Annotated in this window: 16 protein-coding genes; 11 read left to right on the forward strand and 5 right to left on the reverse strand. The window is 70.6% G+C overall.

The genetic code is table 11. The features are described from left to right. The 4 genes from ACWD3D_RS11390 to eccE form a co-directional block, all read right to left on the reverse strand. Window positions 1-473 (reverse strand): SCO5717 family growth-regulating ATPase (locus ACWD3D_RS11390; protein WP_451460658.1); only part of this gene is annotated, 473 nt, incomplete at its 3' end. A gap of 383 nt (window positions 474-856) precedes the next feature. Continuing rightward, the gene (locus tag ACWD3D_RS11395; RefSeq protein WP_328719091.1) at window positions 857-1090 is read right to left on the reverse strand and encodes a DUF397 domain-containing protein; all 234 of its coding nucleotides are present in this window, start codon (window positions 1088-1090) and stop codon (window positions 857-859) included. Between the two features lie 83 nt (window positions 1091-1173). Then, window positions 1174-1869: a hypothetical protein gene (locus ACWD3D_RS11400; RefSeq protein WP_451460659.1), complete on the reverse strand. Its 696-nt coding sequence runs from the start codon at window positions 1867-1869 to the stop codon at window positions 1174-1176. Window positions 1870-1877: 8 nt separating this feature from the next. After that, a complete protein-coding gene (gene eccE / locus ACWD3D_RS11405; RefSeq protein ID WP_451460660.1) occupies window positions 1878-3224 on the reverse strand; it encodes a type VII secretion protein EccE in 1347 nt (448 codons plus the stop codon). 183 nt (window positions 3225-3407) lie between these two features. Between eccE and eccB the strand changes: the two genes are divergently transcribed. From eccB to ACWD3D_RS11440, 7 genes are all read left to right on the forward strand, one after another. Then, entirely contained in the window at window positions 3408-4937 is a 1530-nt protein-coding gene (eccB, locus tag ACWD3D_RS11410) for a type VII secretion protein EccB (protein WP_451460661.1), read from the forward strand. Window positions 4938-4955: 18 nt separating this feature from the next. After that, complete coding sequence (mycP, locus tag ACWD3D_RS11415; protein WP_451460662.1) at window positions 4956-6224, forward strand: type VII secretion-associated serine protease mycosin; 1269 nt, start codon at window positions 4956-4958, stop codon at window positions 6222-6224. Window positions 6225-6461: 237 nt separating this feature from the next. Further along, window positions 6462-6902, forward strand: a complete 441-nt coding sequence (locus ACWD3D_RS11420) for a hypothetical protein (RefSeq protein ID WP_451460663.1) — start codon at window positions 6462-6464, stop codon at window positions 6900-6902. Then, a complete protein-coding gene (locus ACWD3D_RS11425; protein WP_451460664.1) occupies window positions 6899-8587 on the forward strand; it encodes a hypothetical protein in 1689 nt (562 codons plus the stop codon). The genes ACWD3D_RS11420 and ACWD3D_RS11425 overlap by 4 nt, the downstream gene beginning before the upstream one ends. A gap of 25 nt (window positions 8588-8612) precedes the next feature. After that, window positions 8613-9905 carry a S8 family serine peptidase gene (locus ACWD3D_RS11430; protein ID WP_451460665.1) on the forward strand — a complete coding sequence of 431 codons (1293 nt, stop codon included), beginning with the start codon at window positions 8613-8615 and terminating at the stop codon, window positions 9903-9905. Window positions 9906-10035: 130 nt separating this feature from the next. After that, window positions 10036-10395, forward strand: coding sequence for a WXG100 family type VII secretion target (locus ACWD3D_RS11435; protein WP_451460666.1), 360 nt, complete (start codon window positions 10036-10038; stop codon window positions 10393-10395). 62 nt (window positions 10396-10457) lie between these two features. After that, entirely contained in the window at window positions 10458-10754 is a 297-nt protein-coding gene (locus ACWD3D_RS11440; protein ID WP_328719082.1) for a WXG100 family type VII secretion target, read from the forward strand. 222 nt (window positions 10755-10976) lie between these two features. On the opposite strand, the gene eccCa is transcribed toward ACWD3D_RS11440, so the two are convergent. Next, window positions 10977-14948: a type VII secretion protein EccCa gene (eccCa, locus tag ACWD3D_RS11445; RefSeq protein ID WP_451460667.1), complete on the reverse strand. Its 3972-nt coding sequence runs from the start codon at window positions 14946-14948 to the stop codon at window positions 10977-10979. A 271-nt stretch (window positions 14949-15219) separates the two neighbouring features. On the opposite strand from eccCa, the gene eccD reads away from it, so the two are divergent. The 4 genes from eccD (at window position 15220) to ACWD3D_RS11465 (ending at window position 21136) form a co-directional block, all read left to right on the forward strand. After that, window positions 15220-16728, forward strand: a complete 1509-nt coding sequence (gene eccD, locus ACWD3D_RS11450; RefSeq protein WP_451460668.1) for a type VII secretion integral membrane protein EccD — start codon at window positions 15220-15222, stop codon at window positions 16726-16728. Window positions 16729-16946: 218 nt separating this feature from the next. Continuing rightward, window positions 16947-17237: a 30S ribosomal protein S15 gene (gene rpsO, locus ACWD3D_RS11455; RefSeq protein WP_003965855.1), complete on the forward strand. Its 291-nt coding sequence runs from the start codon at window positions 16947-16949 to the stop codon at window positions 17235-17237. A 312-nt stretch (window positions 17238-17549) separates the two neighbouring features. After that, window positions 17550-19760 carry a polyribonucleotide nucleotidyltransferase gene (locus ACWD3D_RS11460; RefSeq protein ID WP_451460676.1) on the forward strand — a complete coding sequence of 737 codons (2211 nt, stop codon included), beginning with the start codon at window positions 17550-17552 and terminating at the stop codon, window positions 19758-19760. Next, window positions 19757-21136, forward strand: a complete 1380-nt coding sequence (locus tag ACWD3D_RS11465) for a M16 family metallopeptidase (RefSeq protein ID WP_451460669.1) — start codon at window positions 19757-19759, stop codon at window positions 21134-21136. The genes ACWD3D_RS11460 and ACWD3D_RS11465 overlap by 4 nt, the downstream gene beginning before the upstream one ends. The last annotated feature ends 58 nt before the right edge of the window (window positions 21137-21194 follow it).

Here is a 21194-nt window from a genome sequence, read left to right on the forward strand (position 1 = left end):
GCGAACTCCCGCTTCAGCGCCGCCGCCGAGAAGCGCATCGTGGCGCCGCTCTCCACGTCGCCGCCCCCGAACGGCTGCGAGGCGGTTCCGCCGCCGGCCGTGGACTCCGGCGGGACCGGGGCCGGGGCCGGGGCCGAGGCCTGCGGCGCGTACGGTCCGGGGGTGAACGGCGTGACGGGCGGGGTCTGTTCGGGGATCGCGGGCGGCACGGGCGGCGGGGGAGCCGCAGCCGTCCAGGCGCGCTCGAACCCGCCCTGGGACGGCAGTCCCGGCACCGGAGACCCGTTCGGGGGCGGCGGAGTGGGAGGGGTGCCCGATCCGCCCGAGGAGTCGCCCACCGCGTTCTGCGTGTACCAGGCGGGCGGGGTGTAGTCGATGGTGAACTCACCCGTCAGCTCGGCGGGATCGGCGTCGGACGACTCGTCGCCGGGCGTGTTCCATCCCTCGCGCATCTCGTCCCGATCGCTGTTCACTGTGCCTCCTGGTGTGGTCGAGCACCCTCGTGCCGTGGTGGGCAGGGACGACCGTCTCCCCGTTGTCCGATACGCCCGGCTTTCCCTCCGGGCCACGTGTCGCACGCCCGAAGGTACCGCGACACGCCCACACCCCACCCTAATCGCCATCGGGCCCCCTACGTCAGGCCGTACCCGGGGCAGTGAACAGTCCGTGCCGTCACACTCGCCCGCACCGGGCCCGAGCCGTGTCCGGCCCTTCCCGCCGGGCGGGCGAACGGTCGGACACGGCCCAGGTCGCCCCGCGCGCACCACGGCGGCGGCCACGACATCCCCGCGACGGGTGGACGCGCGAACGGGGCGGCGGCCCGGCCGGACCACCGCCCCGCACACTCCGCCGACCCCTACTTGAGGTCGAACTCCCCGTCACGGGCGCCGAGTACGAAGGCCCGCCACTCCGCCTCGGTGTAGCGCAGCACCGTCCCGGGGTCCAGCGAGGAACGCATCGCGACCGCACCCTCGGGCAGATGGGCGATCTCGACCCGCTCCTCCTCGGCTTCGGTGCCGGGGGCGCTCAGCCACACGGCGTCCGTGATGTCGAGCGCGTAGAGCTCGTCCTTCTCCTGCTGGGTGCCCATTGCGGCGCCCCTTTCGATCGAACGGTGACGTGGGACTCCATCGTCCATGGAACGCACCCCCGGCGGGGCGGAACCGGACGGATTCAGTCCATCCTGCGGGCCGTCCCCAGCAGTCCGGTCTCCGCGTCCGTCGCGCTCGTCATCACCCAGTGGTGCTCACGGCCCGACACCCAGAGGGTGACCCCGTCCGCCAGCGTCGGCAACGCCTCGCTCTCGACGCGCGAGAGACCGAGGATGCGGCCGATCTGCTCCGCCTCGGAAGGGGAGACCCGCTGCACCCCCACCAACGACGAGGACCGCATCAACCGCGGTGCCACCGGGCTCAGATAGGGGAGCAGCGTCAGCACGGACTGCCAGGGCGACGAGACGACCCGACCACGGGGAGGCCGCATCCCGCAGTCCCGTACGACGACCACCGGACTGCCCACCGTCGCGCCCGTGGGGGGCACCCGGCCCACCTCGTGCAGGGAGACGCACTCCAGCCCGGCGCCCGCCGCCTGCGCCATCGCGGTCCACGCCTGCGTACGGCCCGTCTCCACCGCGACCCGCGCACCCGTGCCCGCCGCGCGCAGCGCCAGCACCTGAGCGGTCCACAGACCACCGATGAGCAGCACGTCGTACGGGGCCGGGCGGTGGAAGCCGATGATCTGCGGGCGGTTCTCCGCGTCATTGCCGATCACCACACCGTCGTCACCGACCGGCAGCGACAACGCGCCCAGATGGTCCACCGCGATGGTGTGGCCCGCGTGCCGCGGACCCCGCAGTCCGTGCCGCGACATGATCCGGCTCACTGCGCGCCTCCCAGCGGAAGAGTGGCGAGCACTCCGGGCAACTGCTCGCGGTCCAGCCGTACAAGACCGACCTTGGCCACCCGGGCCGCCTGCACCAGCGTCCTGCGCACACTCACCAGTTCCGTGTCGGAACCGCCGGTGATCCGGACGTGCCCGGCCACCGACACCGCCCCCTGGTGCGCCCCGCGCCGCACGGTGAGGCTGAACGTCGTGGCGTACGCCGGTACCGAGGTCAGCAGCGCCACCAGCTTGGGCAGCGGTGTCGCACCCCGGCCCAGTTCGGGCCAGCGGTCGACGGCGTACGTCGTGTGCCACCGGTCGTCGCACCGCCACACCCGCGAAGTCTCCTTCGTCCGGCGCTGCGCCGCCGCTTCCTGGCGCACCGCGCGTGCCGACTGGATCGGATTCGCGCAGGCCGACGTGGCCACGGCCGCGTTCAGCTCCTCCTGGTCGAGGACGGTCGCCCGGAACCCCGCCCCGGTGATCCGGCTCGCCACATGGTCCGCCATCCGCACCAGACAGCGCTGGGCACCGGCGACCCCGCCCCCGCGCGCCTCCACCGCCTCCCGGCAGAGTTCCGGGTCGAGCTTCACCGCCACCCAGGTCATCCGCAGCGCCGGAGCCCCGGTCTGCTCCTGCAGAGGGGCGTACGAGAGACGGGCCACCGACCGCGCCGGGAGGTGCGGCGCCGGGGCGCAGCGGACCTGCTGCACCAACTGCGCGGACTCCAGCACGATGTCGTCCACCTCGAGCGCCTCGCCGAGCAGCGTCAGCGGAAGCGCCCGGGCGCCGAACGCCGGGCGGAGCGCCTCGCCGCTCGCCTCGACCCGCACCACGGCGGTGAGGAAGGTGCCGTCACCGAGCATCCCGACCGTACGGCGCTCACGGTCGATGTAGACGAAGGGGGCGAAACCCGGCACGTTCTCCGCGATCGGGGCCAATGCGGCCTCAGCGTCCGGCTGATGACCCACCGGCATCCGCTGCCGGGCCCGCAACGCGAACGCCGTCGACAGCCAGTCCTGCAACGCGGTACCGCGCCGTCGGATGACCGCGATCACCACCAGGACGCCGGCGACCACCATGCCGGGAACCATCCACATCCCACCGAGCGCGGCTCCCACCGCCGCCGCGCCCAACGCCACCTCGACCAGCACCAGCTGCCGCAGCAGAGGACTGACCCGGCTGGTCCGCGAGGCCGACCGCAGCACCGCGGAGGCGGGCGCGGTGGAGCCGGAAGAGGCCTCGGGTCCGGTCCCTGGCCGTCGGCCGCGGCGTTGCCGCCGGGAAGTGCCGGACGCGTCCGCGGTCCCCCGACCCGTACGCTCGCGCGTCGCAGTGCCCATCGCCGTGTTGCCCCCTCGTGTCCCTATTCAGCTTTTTCCCTATGGCTGTTGACCGGGCGATCACCCTACCTGAGGCGTGTCCGCGCACCGTCAACAGGCATAGTAGGGGCGCCGGTGCGACAACTGAATCCGCAAACGGATGTGGTTATCTGGTCGCCCGTCGGGGAGAAGGGGCAGCGGATCATGGCATCAAGGCGGGACGAACTCAACGCCTACACCTTTGCGAAGCGGAGGTTGATCGCACAGTTCGTGCAACCCCACCCCAGCGGCTCCGAGGAAGGTGCGCCGCGGCCCCTGCGCGCGGTGGTCCCCGGGACCGTCGTCGGCGTCGTGATCCTCGCGGTCTTCGGTGCCTGGGGCATGTTCAAGCCCGTCGCACCCACCGGATGGGACACCCCCAACGAGAACGTCATCATCGCCAGCGAGTCGACGACGCGTTACGTCGTCCTCAAGACCAACGGCAAGACGCAGCTCCATCCGGTCCTCAACATGTCCTCCGCGAAACTGCTGCTCGACCCGGACAAGGGCAAGGTCATCAACGTCGCCGAGTCCGAACTCGACAGCGGCAAGATCCCGCACGGCGCGACCCTCGGCATCCCCTACGCACCCGACCGCCTGCCCGACGGAGGCGACGCCGGCGCCACCAAGCGCTGGGCCGTCTGCGAGCGCCCCGGCGAGGGCGGCCGGGCGATCCAGAAGGCGGCCTTCGTCTTCGCCGCGCGCGAGGAGAAGAAGACCGAGGGCACCCAGCGGCTCACCGCCGGAGAGCTGATGTACGTCGAAGGCCCGGACGGCGTCCGCCACGTCGTGGACGCCGACGGCCGCGCGTACACCGTCGACAAGACGGACGAACTCCTGCTGCGCACCCTCGTGGGTGAGCGCCGCACCCCGCAGCGGGTCTCCTCGGCCTGGCTGGCGACCCTGCACACCGGCGACCCCATCACCTTCCCGGTGGTCCCCGGTACGGCCGGCGAGGACGCCGGGGTGGGCGGCGACCTGGACCCCGCGCTCGACAAGGTCGGCATGGTCCTCGAAGCGACCTCGGGCACCTCGACCCGGAAGTACGTGGTCCTCCAGGGCCGGGTAGCGCCCATCTCCGAGTTCACCGCCAAGCTGCTCCTCAGCAGCCGCGACCTCATCGACCTCGGCCAGGCGGGCACCGCGAAGGCGGTCAGCGCCGCCGCCATCGCACCGGGCCAGTCCTTCGGCGACGACAAGAAGTGGCCGAAGGACGCGCCTCGCGCCGTCAACTCCGCGAGCACCGCGAGCGGCAGCCGCAACACCGTGTGCAGCGTGCTGCGCGCGGTGAACGGCGACACCGGAGCCACCACCCTCTCCACCTGGGCGGGGACCGGTTTCCCCGCCACCCTGCCCACCGGCTCCAGCAGCGCGTACGTCACCCCCGGCTCGGGCCAGCTCTTCCGCCAGTTCAAGGGCTCGGACACCTCCACCGGGTACCTCTTCCTGGTCACCGACACCGGGCTGCGGTACGCGATGCAGTCCAACGGCGACAGCGCCGGGGGCGACTCGGGGATCGGCGAGTCCGGCTCCGCCAAGGAGAAGGCCGAGCGACTGGCCGAGGCGCAGCAGGCCCAGACCCGGCTCGGGTACGGGAAGGTCGACCCGGCCCCCGTCCCCGCGGCCTGGTCCGAATTTTTGCCGACCGGCCCCCGACTGTCGACCGCGGCTGCCCGTCAGCCGCAGGGCTCCTGAGAAGGGCGGCGGACAGCCATGACCCCCCTGAACCCCCCGAAACACGCACGACTCCTGAAGCGGCGTCTGCTGACGGTCGCCGCGGCGACCGCGGTCACCCTGGTCTCCGTACCGGTCGTCCCCGCCGCCGCCGACGACTTCACCCAGTGCACCTTCCCCTCGAAGCCGTACGCGGGACGCCCCTGGTCGCTCCAGCGTGTGCTGCTCGACCAGCTCTGGAGCCGCTCCACCGGAAAAGGTGTCCGGGTCGCGGTGATCGACACCGGGGTGGACACGGTGAACCCGCAGCTGAAGAAGGCCGTCGACGCCTCGGCGGGGATCAACCTGATGGCCAAGGGCATCAAGGACGAGAACGGCGATCCCCTCCCGCGCGGCAAGGAGAACGGCACGACGGACACCGTCGGCCACGGCACGCGGGTCGCCGGCATCATCGCCGCCAGAGAGGCGAAGGACACCGGCTTCGTGGGGCTCGCCCCCGACGCCACGATCATCCCGATCCAGCAGAACGACGCCGAGGGACACGGCACGGCGAAGAGCCTCGCCGACGCCATCGTCTACGCCGTCGACACCGCCCACGCCGACGTCATCAACATCTCCCAGGACACGGCCAACGCGGTGGAACCCGAGGTCGCACTCCAGCAGGCCGTCGACCACGCGCTCGCCGCGGAGGTCGTCGTGGTCGCCTCGGCGGGCAACGACGGACTCGACGCGACCGACAAGAGGACCTACCCCGCCTCGTACCCGGGGGTGTTGGCGGTGGCCGCCTCGGACCGCAACAACGAGCGAGCCGGCTTCTCCCAGACCGGTTCCTGGGTGGGCGTCGCCGCCCCCGGCGTGGACATGGTCTCCACTGTGCCCGCAGGAGGGCACTGCGCCGACAACGGCACCAGTTTCTCGGCCCCTTACGTGGCGGGGGTCGCCGCCCTGATCAAGTCCAGGCACCCGGAGTGGGAGCAGGAGGAGATCGTGGCCCAGATCGAGCAGACCGCCGAACGTTCCGTCGCGGGGCACGACCGCCTGGTCGGCTGGGGAGTCGTCGACCCGGTACGCGCCCTCACCGAAGATGACAAGCCGGTCAAAGAGCCGGCCGCACGCGAAGGGATGAGTGCGGCCGAGGCTCCCACTCCGGCCGAACTCACCTTGGGCGAGACGGCCGAGGAGCGCGATGCCCGCCTCGCGACGTACGTCGTGGTGGGTGCGCTGGTGCTCGTCGCCGCGATAGCGGGGGTCGCCGTGGCGCTGCGCGACGCGCGCCGGCGCAGGTTCTCCGGTGCCGGGGGCGCATGAGCCTCGTACCGCCTGCTCGCCCATCACCGTTCGCACGGAGGGTGGTTGGCAAGAAGACGCCCGGTCGGCCCCGTACTGACAAGTGTCCATCTGTAAGTCACATGACTGACAACACAGTTGGCCCCTCAGAGCCCTGTGGATAGAGTATGGGGTGCGTGATGACCGTGGGGTGTCCCGGTGCGATCGCAACGCAAGACGGTTTGTGCAAACGAGAACAACGGGGGAAAGGCAGTCACCGTGCTCGCAGACGACGGAGGAAGCTCCAGCGGCGGAACGGCCGACCTTGAACATGGCGTCGGTGCGCTGGAGCGGTTCAAGAAGAGGGTGGACGTACTCCTGGCCGACCTCGAGAGCTCGGCGGCGGGCCGCACCAAGATCGGGGCCCACGAACTCTCGCGTACTTCGTTCAGTGGCGGGAACGCGGGCTTCCACGAGGCGGACGCCCTCTACTCCCAGTACACCCGCGTCCACGAGTCGCTCACCTCGCTCTCCAAGACGCTCGGCGACCAGATCGAATACCTCAGCCTCGGTGTGCACGCCGCCGCCGTCGGCATGGACAACACCGAGGACGAGGTGCGGCGCCGGTTCTACGTGGTGAAGGGGCGCCTCGACAAGGAGCACCAGCAGAACGCCAAGAACGAGGACACCACGGTCGACTCAGGGTGGGCAGCCGAATGACCGAGAACCAGCCGGAGCTGACCCCGGCCGAGCAGCAGACGTACGACCACGGCCGGGTCACGGCGCAGATCGTCGGTACGGACGTCACCGAGCGGGTCCGCGAGGTGGCCGGCTCCCTCTTCGGCGGCTCGGGCCGTCCGGCCGGCCGTACCTGTTTCGAGAGCCACGACCTCAACGCGATGATCGACCTGGTCGAGAACTCCAACCCGGCCGATCTGGAGGCCGCCGGACAGGCGCTCTACAAGGCGCGGGACGCGATCAGGGAAGCGGCGAAGGAACTCGGCGACCACATCGCCGTCGTGGACTGGAAGGGCGAGGCGAACATCGCCTTCCGCGACTGGGGAGCGGGCCTGGTGGCCCACGCGACCCGGCTCGGCGAGTTCGCGGACTCCGCCGCCACCCAGATCACCGTCGCCGGTACCGGACTGGCCTCGGTCAAGAGTTCCCTGCCCCCGCGCGACAACCGGGCGATCCGCAAGGACCCCAAGGACATCCCCGCCCCGGAGCGCATCGACAGCAACCCGGAGTACGCGGCGGCCGTCAAGGTCGAGGGACACCGGCAGGAGGCCATCAACCAGGCCAACCGGCTGGCCTCCTACTACTCCGTCACCTCGGAGGTGCTGGCCACGCAGGAGGCGCCGCGGTTCGACATGCAGCTGTCGGTGGACATGCCGCGTCCCAGGAGCGCGTCCAAGGACCCGGATGCTTCTTCCGGCTCCTCCGGACACTCGGGCAACGGTCTTCCAGGACATACCTCCGGTACCGGCACGGTGAGGTCGGTGACCGGTGAGGTGACCAGCCCGCAACCTCACCACACCGCCGACGAACTGGTCACCACCACCAAGCCCGTCCTGGACAGCGACACACACACCGAGATCGACAGCGTCACCGCGCCGACGACGCTCCCGCCCACGACGCAGAGCCCGTCGTCGCCAGCTCCCACTGCCACGGGCGGGTCCCCGGGGCCCGGCAGCACGCTGTTCCCGTCGACCGGTCCGCTCGGCGGCGGGGTGCGCGGCGGCAGCGTGAAGCCGGCATCCGGCTCCACCGGCACCGCGAGGGGTTCCGCCCGGACCGGGCTTCCGGGCGGAACCAACTCGGCCACCCAGCGAACGGCAACCGGGAACGCGGGCCGGACGACCGGTGGCTCCCAGGCTTTTGGGCGCTCCGCCGGTACTGGAGGCACATCGTCGGCCTCCGGCCGGTCCGGTGTGAGCGGCGGACGTCCGGTGGCGGGCCAGAGCGGTTCGAGCACGGGCTCCACTCCCCGGGCCGGACGCGGCGGTATCACGGGTGGAACGCCTCAGCAGAAGGGGTCCGCCTCCGGTACCTCGGGTGCGCGTGCGGGTGGTCGCGGCACGGTGATCGGCGGTCAGAACAGCGGTCAGGGCGGGGCGTCCGCCAGGAGCGCCGGTCAGCGCGGCGTCATCGGCAACGGCTCTTCCGGGAGCCGGCCGACCGGCCGGGGAACTCCGGGCTCGAACGGCGTGGTCGGCACTCCGCGCGGCCGCTCGGGAGGCAAGGGCTTCACGTCGGGAGGAGCGGGCCTGGTACGCCCCGGAGGGCGACAGGAACGCGAGGAAGAGGAAGAGAACAACGCGTCGACGCGCCCCGACTACCTGACGGAAGACGAAGAGACCTGGACGGCCGGACGGCCCGAGGCCGCACCACCGGTGATCGAGTAGGCACGTGGAAGGTTCGGAAGTCAGGATGACCGCAGAAATGAGCCATGCCCCGACGCGCCGTAGATCCCGGGGCGTGCGCCGCCGACTGATTGGCGCACTCGCCGTGACCGCCGCGTGGAGTGTCTGCTTCGCCGGGCTGGCTCAGTCCGCCGTGGCCGAAGACGTGCAGGCGAAGCAGTGGTACCTCGACGCCATGCAGGCCGAGGAGATGTGGAAGGTCTCCACGGGCAAGGGCATCACAGTCGCGGTCATCGATACCGGTGTGAATCCCGATACGTCGTCGCTGCGAGGCCAGGTCCTCAAGGGCTGGGACGCCACCGAGGCGGAGGGCGACGAGAACGACGACTACGCCGGGCACGGCACCACCATGGCCGAGCTCATCGCCGGGACGGGCGACGGGGGCGGCCTGAAGGGGCTCGCACCGGACGCGAAGATCATTCCGTACCGGATCTCCGACACGGAGTTCCAGAACAACAATCACGTCAACGCGCACGACAGCGAAGACGCCATTCGAGCTGCTGCCGACACTGACGCGCGGATCATCAGCATGTCCTTCGGTAGCGATTTCCCCGCGGACGAGGAGCGTGAGGCGGCGCAGTACGCCCTGTCCAAGGGAAAGCTGTTCTTCGCCGCAGCGGGGAACGACGGTGACGGGGCCAACGCGGTTCAATACCCGGCGGCTTACAAGGAGGTCGTCGCAGTCTCCTCGGCGGACAACAAGGGGACGGTGGCCAAGACGTCCCAGCACGGTGGCTTCGTGGACCTCGCCTCGCCGGGAGTCAACGTTCCTGACTGGTGCGACAACACGTTCCAGTCGTACTGCGACAGTGGTGGGACCAGTGCCGCCACCGCCATCGCCTCCGCCTCCGCCGCCCTCATCTGGTCCGCCCACCCCGACTGGACGGCGAATCAGGTCCTCCGAGTCCTCATCGACACGGCCGCCCGGGACTGGCCCGACGACGAGACCAGCGCCTACCTCGGGCACGGTCTGATCCGCCCGTCGATGAACCTCCTCAAGCACAAGGGCGACCCCGGCGATCCGGACATCAGCCCGCTCACCGGGAAGAGCACGAGCGCGTCGGGCTCCGGCTCCACCGCCTCGGCTGCCCCCTCGGGCTCCGCTTCCCCGTCCGCCTCTGCTTCAGCTTCGTCACAGCCTTCGCAGGGGAAATCCGGCGACGCCACGGTTGTGGCAGGCTCCAGCGAGTCCGAGGACAGCGGCAACAACCTCGGCCTGATCGCCTGCGGAGTGGTGGTCGTGGTCGTTCTCGGCGGGGGTGCCCTCTACTACCTCCGCAGGCGCCGCAGCACCGTCTGACCGTGCGACCGGCCGGAGCGGCCTGACCGGCGACGGCCACGGCCGACGGCGGTTGCGCGCGGCCGGTTCACCCATGAACTTCCGGCGAGAACCTGCCGGTCCGTAGAGAACCCGAAAGGAAACCAGGTCCATGGCAGATCAGAAGGTCACAGAACACAGTCTCCTTCAGCTGGAGAACGAACTCTCGACGCGTTTCGACTCCGTCAAGGGGCAGCTGAAGACGCTCCAGGCGACGATCGACAGCCTGGAAGGTGCCTGGAAGGGCATCGGCGCCAACGCCTTCAACGACAAGCAGCGCCAGATCAACGACAGCATGGTGTCGATCGGCATCCGGCTGCAGAACTTCCAGGAGGCCATCAAGGCCGCCCGCACCATCTCCGGCAACACCGAGGACGAGGTCGGCGCCGCCCTCCGGGGTATCGACGTGGTGCCGGGTTACACCGGTGACTCGGGCTCCTCCGCGCCCACGTCGAGCCTCAACAGCTTCTGACCCACGCGGCTGCCCGCGCTTCGCGGCAGTCGTCTCGCAACCATCCCGAATCGGAGGACCACATGACGACCAACGACGGTACGACCGTTGTCACATATTCCAGCCTGGAAGGTGCCGCTGCTTCCATCGAGCGGCAGGGCAAGCAGCTCGACGAGGACCTCGCCGCGATCAAGCGCCGTGTCGCCTCCGTCGCCGAGCTGTGGCAGGGCGAGGCCAAGGGCGCGTACGACACCGCCCAGGCCGGGTGGGACAAGGACGCCCGGTCGGTCCACGACTCCCTGCTGCAGATCACCCGCGCCGTGCGCGAGGCCGCGTCCGCGTACCAGGCGGGCGACAAGAAGGCCGCGCAGAACTTCTAGTGCCCCTCCCGGCAGGGTTCGCCCGGGTTCCTGGTGTGGGCACGCGCGGGAGGTGCCCACACCCGACCTGTCCGGCAGGGCTGCTGCGTACGTACGGGTGATTCGACGGCGCCCCCTCCGGGACAGGAGGGGGCGCCGTCGCTGTTGCGTCCGTAGAGCGAGAGCGGGCCGGGCGCCCCGAAAGGGGTACCCGGCCCGGCCGCGCGACGTACCGTTCGGGGCCTACCGCTCCCCGTCCACCAGCCCCGTCTGCACCAGCGGGTTGCCCCGGCGGCGTGAGACGAACACGCCCCGGCCCGCGGGCATCGGACGCGGGCGGACGTTGCCCATGATGTCGCCCTCGTTCGGGTCGCCGGACAGCAGCAGCCCCTGGGCACCCAGCTCGGTCATCCGCTGGATGAACGGCTCGTACGCGGCCCGTCCCGCGCCCGCCGAGTTACGGGCGATGATGAAGCGCACGCCCACGTCCCGGGCGAACGGCAGCAGTTCGGTGAGCCTGCCCAGCGGGTTGCCGCTCGACGTGGAGACCAGGTCGTAGTCGTCGACGACCACGTACACCGTCGGGCCCCGCCACCAGCTGCGGTCCCGCAACTCCTGCGCGGTGACCGTCGCCGACGGGGTACGCCGCTGCATGAGGTCGTACAGCGCCTCCATGTGGTGCTCCATGTTGTTGGACATGGGCACATACTCCGCCAGGTGCGACGGCGGGGTGACGTCCAGCAGCGAGCGCCGGTTGTCGATGACGAAGAGCTTGCAGGCGTTGCCGTCGTAGCGCTCCGTCAGCTGCTTGATGATCAGGCGCAACAGGTTGGACTTGCCGGACTCGCTCTCCCCGAACACCATCAGGAACGGGTCGTGCTCGAAGTCGACGAAGACCGGTTCCAGGTTGTTCTCGTCGATGCCGAACGCGATGCCGCGCTCCGGGTGCGCGTGACCCGGCGGCAGCGCCGAGGCGGGCAGCTCGCGCGGCAGGAGGCGTACGGCCGGCGCCGGGGACGCCGTCCAGTGGCGGGCGACCTCCTGGTTCATTGCGGCCGTCGCCTCGGAGAGGTCGCTGTCGGAGTTGATGCTGTCGATGCGCGGCACCGCTGCCATGAAGTGCAGCTTCTCCGGTGTCAGACCCCGGCCCGGCACCCCGGCCGGCACGTTGACGGCCGACTTGCGGTCCAGCTCGGAGTCCATGACGTCACCGAGCCGCAGCTCCAGCCGGTTCATCAGGTGGTCCTTGAGGTTGGCGCGCACCTCCATGGACCGCGAGGCGGTGACGACGAGGTGGATGCCGTACCCGAGACCGCGTCCCGCGATGTCGAGGACGGCCGGTTCCAGGCCCTCGTAGTCGCTGCGGAAGTTGCCCCAGCCGTCGATGATCAGGAAGACGTCGCCCCACGGCTGGTCCTCCACCGTCACCTGGCCCCGCTCCCGCATGCGGCGGAAGGTGGCGATCGAGTCGATCCCCGCGCTGCGGAAGTACTCCTCGCGCCGCGTCAGGATGCCGTACACCTCGGCGACCGTACGGCGCACCCGCTCGGGGTCCAGGCGGGAGGCGATCCCGCCGACGTGCGGGAGGCCGCTGACCGACGCCATACCGCCGCCGCCGAAGTCCAGTCCGTAGATCTGCACCTCGTGCGGGGTGTGGGTGAGCGCGAAGCCCGCGATGAGCGTCCGCAGCAGCGTCGACTTGCCCGACTGCGGACCGCCGGTGATCTGCATGTGCCCGGCGGCACCGGAGAAGTCCCGGTACAGCGTGTCGCGCCGCTGCTCGAACGGCTTGTCGACCACGCCGAGCGGGACGACCAGACGTCCCGCACCCTCGAACCCCGGCTGGGTCAGGCCGCGTCCCTGCACCGGCGCGAGGCCGGGCAGCAGCTCGTCCAGCGACGGCGGGTTGTCCAGCGGCGGCAGCCACACCTGGTGCGCCGAGGCACCGCGCCCCTCCAGCCGGCGCACGATCACGTCCAGCACGGTGTCCGCGAGCGCGTCGTCCTCGGACTTGCGCGCCTCGGGCACGTCCGGCTGAGGCTCCGGCTCCACGTACCGCACCGGAACCGGCGCCGCGGTGAAGGCGACCGGCCGGCGGTCCACCGGCAGCGGCCCGCCGGGCATCGACGCCCGCTCCGCGCCCGTGCGGTAGACCCCGGAGACGTACGCCGCCTTGAACCGGACCATCTCGTCGGTGCCGTACTTCAGGTAGCCGGAACCCGGCACGTTCGGCAGGTGGTAGGCGTCGGGCACGCCGAGCGCCGCGCGGGACTCGCCCGCCGAGAAGGTCCGCAGACCGATCCGGTACGACAGGTACGTCTCCAGCCCGCGCAGCCGGCCCTCCTCCAGGCGCTGCGAGGCCAGCAGCAGGTGCACGCCGAGCGAACGGCCGATCCGGCCGATCTGCACGAACATCTCGATGAAGTCCGGCTTCGCGGTGAGCAGTTCGCTGAACTCGTCGATCACCAGCACCAGTGAGGGGATCGGCAGCAGCGGGGCACCGGCCGCCCGCGCCTTCTCGTAGTCGTGGATGTTGGCGTAGTTGCCGGCGTCGCGGAGCATCTCCTGCCGCCGGTTCAGCTCACCGCGGATGGAGTCGCCCATGCGGTCCACCAGCGTCAGGTCGTCCGCCAGGTTGGTGATCACGGCGGCGACGTGCGGCATCTGCGCCATCCCGGCGAAGGTGGCACCGCCCTTGAAGTCGGCGAGGACGAAGTTCAGCGTCTCCGACGAATGCGTGACGGCGAGCCCCAGCACCAGCGTGCGCAGCAGCTCCGACTTGCCGGAACCCGTCGCGCCCACGCACAGGCCGTGCGGTCCCATGCCCTCCTGGGCGGCCTCCTTGAGGTCGAGCATGACCGGGGTGCCGTCCTCGCCGACACCGATCGGGACGCGCAGCCGCTCCGCCTGCGAGCGCGGGCGCCAGGTCCGGGAGACGTCCACCGAGGAGGCGTCCCCGAGGTTCAGCAGATCGGTGAACTCCAGATTGGCCAGCAGCGGTTCGTCGTCGTCCCCGCCCGCCGCCACGTCGAGCGGCGCCAGCTGGCGGGCCAGCGCCTCCGCGGCCTCGTAACTCAGCAGATCCGGCTGGCCCTCGTAGACCAGCCCGTGGCCCGACTCCAGCTGGAGCACCTGCGGATGGACCACCACGGACAGCCCGCCGCGGCCACCGGTCACCTCACCCGGTACCACCTCGATGACGGTGACGCCCTGTACGCCCTCGGGGGAGGCCAGCACCGACATCGGCGGAACCGACTCCCCGTCGAGCACCACCACGATGTGCGGCTGGTCCATCAGCGGTTGCCCGCCGGCCTGGAAGCGGGGGCGCCCGTCGAGACGGCCGCCGAGCAGCTCCTCCAGCTCCGAGCAGCTCGTCGAGATGAGCCGGCGGCTCCCCGCCCCGTCCGTGGATCCGGACAGCTGGACGTGCGGGAGCCACTTCGCCCACTCCCAGTGCGGCGACGACTGCCGGTCCGCCGCGATCGCCACGACCAGGTCCTCGGGGGAGTGCAGCGAGGCGAGCGAACCGATCAGCGCGCGTGCCGAGGAACGCACGGAATCCGGATCGCCGCTGACCGTCACGTGGTAGAAGGCGCGGAGCGAGACGGCCATCGGCAGCCCGTCCAGCGACGAATGCGTGTTGAGGAACTGCTGCATCGCCCCGGCGGTCAGCGGCTCCAGCTCGTCCACCGGTGCGGTCTGCGGGGGAACGAGCGGGGTGGCCAGCTCCTGGTTCCCCAGGCCGATGCGGACCTGCCCGAAGTCGACGTCGGCGACCCGGCGCTCCCAGACCCTGCTGCCCTCGGCGACCAGCGCCCACAGCTGCTCGGGCGACGGGTGCAGGTAGAACTGGGCGTCACGCTGGAGGCGTGCGGTGCGCAGGACCTCGCGGCGGGTCTGTGTCAGGTACTTCAGGTAGTCGCGCCGCATGTCGGCGAGCTGCCCCTGCGTACCGCGCCGGTGACGGACCAGCATCGAGATCGCCATGGCGACCGTCGACGCGATCATCACCATGCCCATGATCCGCATGATCGGGTTCGGCGTCATGAAGAAGAAGACCACCGAGCCGCCCATGCCGAGCATCGGCAGCAACTGCATCATCGCGCCCTCCTGCTGCCCGCGCGGCAGCTCCGGAGGAGGTTGCAACTGCACCTCCGCGTCCGGTACTTCGGAAGGCAGCGCGCGCGGTGGGCGCTTGACGACGATGTGGCTCACGGCTCACCAATTCCCTTGCCGGACAGATCTGTTCCTCTCGACGCCCCCGTGGCGACGGGCTCCGCCCGGGCAAAGATCCTACTGACGGAGCAGCCGGGTGGAGAGCGGTAGGGTAGCGCGACGCGTGTACGCACCCGCGAACTACCGCCCAAAAAACGGTCATTCGGGACGGGCTGCGAGGACCCGCGTCTCTGTGGAGAGACACGGCGACGAGGTCCCGGCCGGGAGAAGGCTCCCGGCGGGGGCGGATGGCAATGAGGGGGAGCGACAGGTGACCACGACGGCCCGAGCGGCGACCACCGGACCCGGCCGAACCGGCCTCGGGGTTCCGGCCGGCAACGGAACCGGATTCTGCAGGGTGACCGTCGTCGCCCCCGACAGCCGCGTCGACGTCGCACTGCCCGAGGACGTCCCCCTCGCCGACCTCTACCCCGAGGTCCTGCGGCTCTCCGGGCAGAGCCCCGCCGAGGGAGCGCCCGTCGGCTACCACCTCGTACGCCGCGACGGGACCGTGCTCGACAGCGGACGCACCCTCGCCGCCCAGCGCATCCTCGACGGCGAGCTGCTCTCGCTGCGCCCGTTCTCCGAATCGCTGCCACCCGCCGTGTTCGACGACGTCTCCGACGCCGTCGCGTCCGCGGTGGCCCGTGACCGCACCCTCTGGGGCGAAGCCCTGATGCGCGGCTCCGGCCTCTTCGGCGGCTCGGTGCTGCTCGCCCTCCTCGGCTTCGTCCTGTGGACCGCCGACCCGCTGCACGACATGCACGGCCTCCCCGGTGTCATCGCCGCGGTCGCCGCCGTCCTGCTGCTCGCCGTCGCCGGAGTACGCGCCCGGGTGTACGAGGACCGGGGCTCGGCCATCGCCCTCGGCACAGGCGCCCTCGTCAACGGAGCCGTCGCCGGGTCCGGCCTGCTGCCGCTGGACGCCGGAGAGGGGATCGGCCGCCTGCAGTTCCTGCTGGCCTGCGTCGCCGTCCTCGTCGTCTCGGTGATCCTGGTGATCGTCGCCCCCACTGGCGACGGCCCCTTCGTCGCCTTCGTCTTCGCCTCGGCCGTCGGCACGCTGGTGACCTTCGCCGCGATCCTCACCGATCTGGAGCCGACCGAGACCGCGGCCGTCTGCGCCCCGCTCTCGGTCGGGGCACTCGGATTCCTGCCGGCCCTCTCCACCCGCTTCGCCCGTCTGCCCATCGGCTTCGAGCCGCCCCGTACCACCAGCGGCGACTACGGAACGGCCGAGCAGGCCCCCCAGGGGCCGGTCGACGCGGTCAGGATCGCCGCGCAGGCCCGGCGCGGCCACGAGCTGCTGCTCGGCCTGGCCGGCGGCTGCGCCATGGTCGCGGTCGCCGGCGCGGCCGTCCTCGGATTCTCGGCCGACGTCTTCGGACAGCTGCTGGCGCTGGCCACCGGCTGCGCCATGCTGATGCGCGCCCACCTCTTCCGCTACACCGCCCAGGTCGCCTGCGCGCTGGCCGCGGGTCTCGGCGCGCTGGTGCTCCTCGGCCTCGGCCTCTGCCTGCGTCCCCCGACGGGCATCATGATCGACGCCCTGCGCGGCGACACCGCGGCGCTCGACATCCGTACGATCTGGCTCACCGCGGCCGTCGCCGCGACCGCCGCGGTGATCACCGCCATAGGGCTCATCGTGCCCAGCAAGGGGGTCACCCCGTTCTGGGGCCGCTTCCTGGAGATCGCCGAGGCGTTCGTCCTGCTCACGCTCCTGCCGCTCTGCCTCGCGGTCTTCGGCGTCTACACCTCGATCCGCTCCCTGACCAGCTGATTCCCGCACTCCGAGGGCCGCCCCCGCCCGCGCGCGGGGGCGGCCGGGGAGGGCTCTGTCCGGCGGCTGGTAGTCTGTGCGGTGGCCGTTTGTGTACGCGTCCCCGGTTTTGTTCTGGGGGCTGCGCCCATCGGACCTTCGCCTCCGAGTCACGGAAGCTCCCCTGAGATCCAGACCAGGGGCACTCGTGGGCGCATCGAACACCAAGAGGAGTACGCGTGCCGCTCGACGCCGCTACGAAGAAGCAGATCATGTCCGAGTTCGCCCAGAAGGAGGGTGACACCGGTTCCCCCGAGGTTCAGGTCGCCATGCTCTCCCGCCGGATCTCGGACCTGACGGAGCACCTCAAGACGCACAAGCACGACCACCACTCCCGTCGTGGTCTGCTGATCCTGGTCGGCCAGCGTCGCCGCCTCCTGCAGTACCTCGCCAAGAAGGACATCCAGCGCTTCCGCGCCCTCGTCGACCGCCTCGGCATCCGCCGCGGTGCGGCCGGCGGCGCCAAGTAAGCACGCTGTGAGAGGGAGCGGTGCCCACTTCCCGGGGGCCGCTCCCTTTGCTGTACGTGCGCTACCGGGGGCAACCTCAGTAACCTGGACGTACGCACCATCGCACCACCAGCACGACGCGGTACGACACGACTGAACGACACGAGGGGAAGCGCGCTCCCGCAGCCGCCGGTCCTCGGTAGTGGCACCCGGGAAAGAACGCCCGGGGGCTTCGATCGAAGACCGGCCCGCACGACAGGCGCGCTTCTCCACGCACCGTCCTCCGCCACACGGGCGGGAGGACGAAAGACGACGAGTATGGAGAAATCACTAGTGGAGAACGAGACCCACTACGCCGAAGCCGTGATCGACAACGGCACCTTCGGCACCCGCACCATCCGCTTCGAGACGGGCCGCCTGGCCAAGCAGGCCGCCGGCTCCGCCGTCGCGTACCTGGACGACGACACCATGGTGCTGTCGGCCACCACCGCTTCCAAGCGGCCCAAGGACCAGCTCGACTTCTTCCCCCTCACGGTGGACGTCGAGGAGCGGCAGTACGCCGCGGGCAAGATCCCCGGCTCCTTCTTCCGCCGCGAGGGACGCCCCTCCGAGGACGCGATCCTCACCTGCCGTCTGATCGACCGGCCGCTGCGCCCCTCCTTCAAGAAGGGCCTGCGCAACGAGATCCAGATCGTCGAGACGATCATGGCGCTCAACCCCGACCACCTGTACGACGTGGTCGCGATCAACGCCGCCTCGGCTTCCACGATCCTGGCGGGCCTGCCCTTCTCCGGCCCCATCGGCGCCACCCGCGTCGCCCTGATCAAGGGCCAGTGGGTCGCGTTCCCGACGCACACCGAGCTCGAGGACGCCGTCTTCGACATGGTCGTCGCGGGCCGTGTCCTGGAGGACGGCGACGTCGCGATCATGATGGTCGAGGCCGAGGCCACCGAGAAGACCGTCCAGCTCGTCAAGGACGGCGCCGAGGCCCCCACCGAGGAGGTCGTGGCAGCCGGTCTGGAAGCCGCGAAGCCCTTCATCAAGGCCCTCTGCAAGGCGCAGTCCGAGCTGGCCGCCAAGGCCGCCAAGCCGGTCGGCGACTTCCCGGTCTTCCTCGACTACCAGGACGACGTCCTGGAGGCCCTCACCAAGGCCGTCTCCACCGAGCTCGCCAAGGCGCTCACCATCGCCGGCAAGCAGGACCGCGAGGCGGAGCTCGACCGCATCAAGGACATCGCGGCCGAGAAGCTCCTCCCGGCCTTCGAGGGCCGCGAGAAGGAGATCTCCGGTGCCTACCGTGCGCTGACCAAGAAGCTGGTCCGCGAGCGCGTCATCAAGGACAAGGTCCGCATCGACGGCCGCGGCGTCACGGACATCCGTACGCTCGCCGCCGAGGTCGAGGCCATCCCGCGCGTGCACGGCTCGGCGCTGTTCGAGCGTGGCGAGACCCAGATCCTGGGCGTCACCACCCTCAACATGCTCCGTATGGAGCAGCAGCTGGACACCCTTTCCCCGGTGACCCGCAAGCGCTACATGCACAACTACAACTTCCCGCCGTACTCGGTCGGCGAGACCGGCCGCGTGGGCTCGCCCAAGCGCCGTGAGATCGGCCACGGCGCGCTCGCCGAGCGCGCCATCGTCCCGGTCCTGCCGTCGCGCGAGGAGTTCCCCTACGCGATCCGCCAGGTCTCCGAGGCGCTGGGCTCCAACGGCTCCACGTCCATGGGCTCGGTCTGCGCCTCGACCATGTCGCTGCTGAACGCCGGTGTGCCCCTCAAGGCCGCCGTCGCCGGTATCGCCATGGGCCTCATCTCCCAGGAGATCGACGGCAAGACCCACTACGTCGCCCTCACCGACATCCTCGGTGCGGAGGACGCCTTCGGCGACATGGACTTCAAGGTCGCCGGCACCAAGCAGTTCGTGACCGCGCTCCAGCTCGACACCAAGCTCGACGGCATCCCCGCCTCGGTCCTGGCCGCCGCGCTGAAGCAGGCCCGTGACGCGCGTCTGCACATCCTGGACGTCATGAACGAGGCCATCGACGTTCCGGACGAGATGTCCCCGAACGCCCCGCGGATCATCACCGTCAAGATCCCGGTGGACAAGATCGGTGAGGTCATCGGCCCCAAGGGCAAGATGATCAACCAGATCCAGGAGGACACCGGCGCCGACATCACGATCGAGGACGACGGCACCATCTACATCGGTGCCCAGCAGGGCTCGCAGGCCGAGGCCGCCCGCGCCACGATCAACGCCATCGCCAACCCGACCATGCCGGAGGTCGGCGAGCGCTACCTGGGTACGGTCGTCAAGACCACCACCTTCGGTGCCTTCGTCTCCCTCATGCCCGGCAAGGACGGCCTGCTGCACATCTCGCAGATCCGCAAGCTCGCCGGTGGCAAGCGCGTGGAGAACGTCGAGGACGTGCTCGCGGTCGGCTCCAAGGTCCAGGTCGAGATCGCCGAGATCGACTCCCGCGGCAAGCTCTCCCTGATCCCGGTCGTCGAGGGTGAAGATGACGAGAAGGACGACGCCTCCAAGTGACGTCCCGTAGTTCCGTGACGACGGCCCGCGCCTCTTCGAAGGCGCGGGCCGTCGCCCGTACCCAAACGCTTCTCAAGGGCACCGACGGCATCGGTACGGTCCGCCGTACGGTGCTCCCCGGCGGTCTCCGTGTCGTCACCGAGACCCTGCCCTCCGTACGCTCCGCCACCTTCGGGATCTGGGCCAACGTCGGCTCGCGCGACGAGACCCCGGCCCTGAACGGCGCGACCCACTACCTCGAACACCTCCTCTTCAAGGGCACCGCCAAGCGCAGTGCCCTGGACATCTCCTCCGCGATCGACGCGGTCGGTGGAGAGATGAACGCCTTCACGGCGAAGGAGTACACCTGCTACTACGCGCGGGTCCTCGACACGGACCTGCCGCTCGCCATCGACGTCGTCTGCGACATGCTGACCGGCTCGCTGATCAGGGCGGAGGACGTCGACGCCGAGCGTGGAGTCATCCTCGAAGAGATCGCGATGACCGAGGACGACCCGGGCGACTGCGTGCACGACCTGTTCGCGCACACGATGTTCGGCGACACCCCCCTCGGCCGCCCGGTCCTCGGGACCGTCGACACGATCAACGCGCTGGACCGCGGGCGGATCGCCCGCTTCTACAAGAAGCACTACGACCCCACGCACCTGGTCGTCGCCGCCGCGGGCAACGTCGACCACGCCACGGTCGTACGCCAGGTCCGCAAGGCATTCGACCGGGCCGGGGCGCTCTCGCGCACCGACGCCGAGCCGATGGCCCCGCGCGACGGCTCCCGCGTCCTGCGCACCGCCGGCAAGGTCGAGGTCGTGAACCGCAAGACCGAGCAGGCGCACGTCGTCCTCGGGATGCCGGGCCTCGCCCGTACCGACGAACGCCGCTGGGCGCTGGGTGTGCTCAACACCGCCCTCGGCGGGGGCATGAGCTCGCGTCTCTTCCAGGAGGTCCGCGAGAAGCGCGGCCTGGCCTACAGCGTGTACTCGTACACCTCGGGCTTCGCCGACTGCGGCCTCTTCGGCGTGTACGCGGGCTGCCGCCCGAGCCAGGTCCACGACGTCCTCAAGATCTGCCGGGACGAACTCGACAAGGTCGCGGCCGACGGCCTGCCCGACGACGAGGTCGCCCGGGCCATCGGGCAGCTCTCCGGGTCCACCGTCCTCGGCCTGGAGGACACCGGTGCCCTGATGAACCGCATCGGCAAGAGCGAGCTGTGCTGGGGCGAGCAGATGTCGGTCGACGCGATGCTGGCGGAGATCGCGGCGGTCACGCCCGACGACGTCCGCGCGGTCGCCGCCGAACTGCTCGGGCAGCGCCCCTCGCTCTCGGTCATCGGCCCGCTCAAGGACAAGCAGGCGGACCGCCTCCACCACGCCGTGTCCTGAGCACAGCACGACGAGGGCCGCTCCCACGGCCCGTACCCTCCCTTCGATCAAGGAAGCA

It is taken from the genome of Streptomyces sp. NPDC002690, assembly GCF_053592415.1.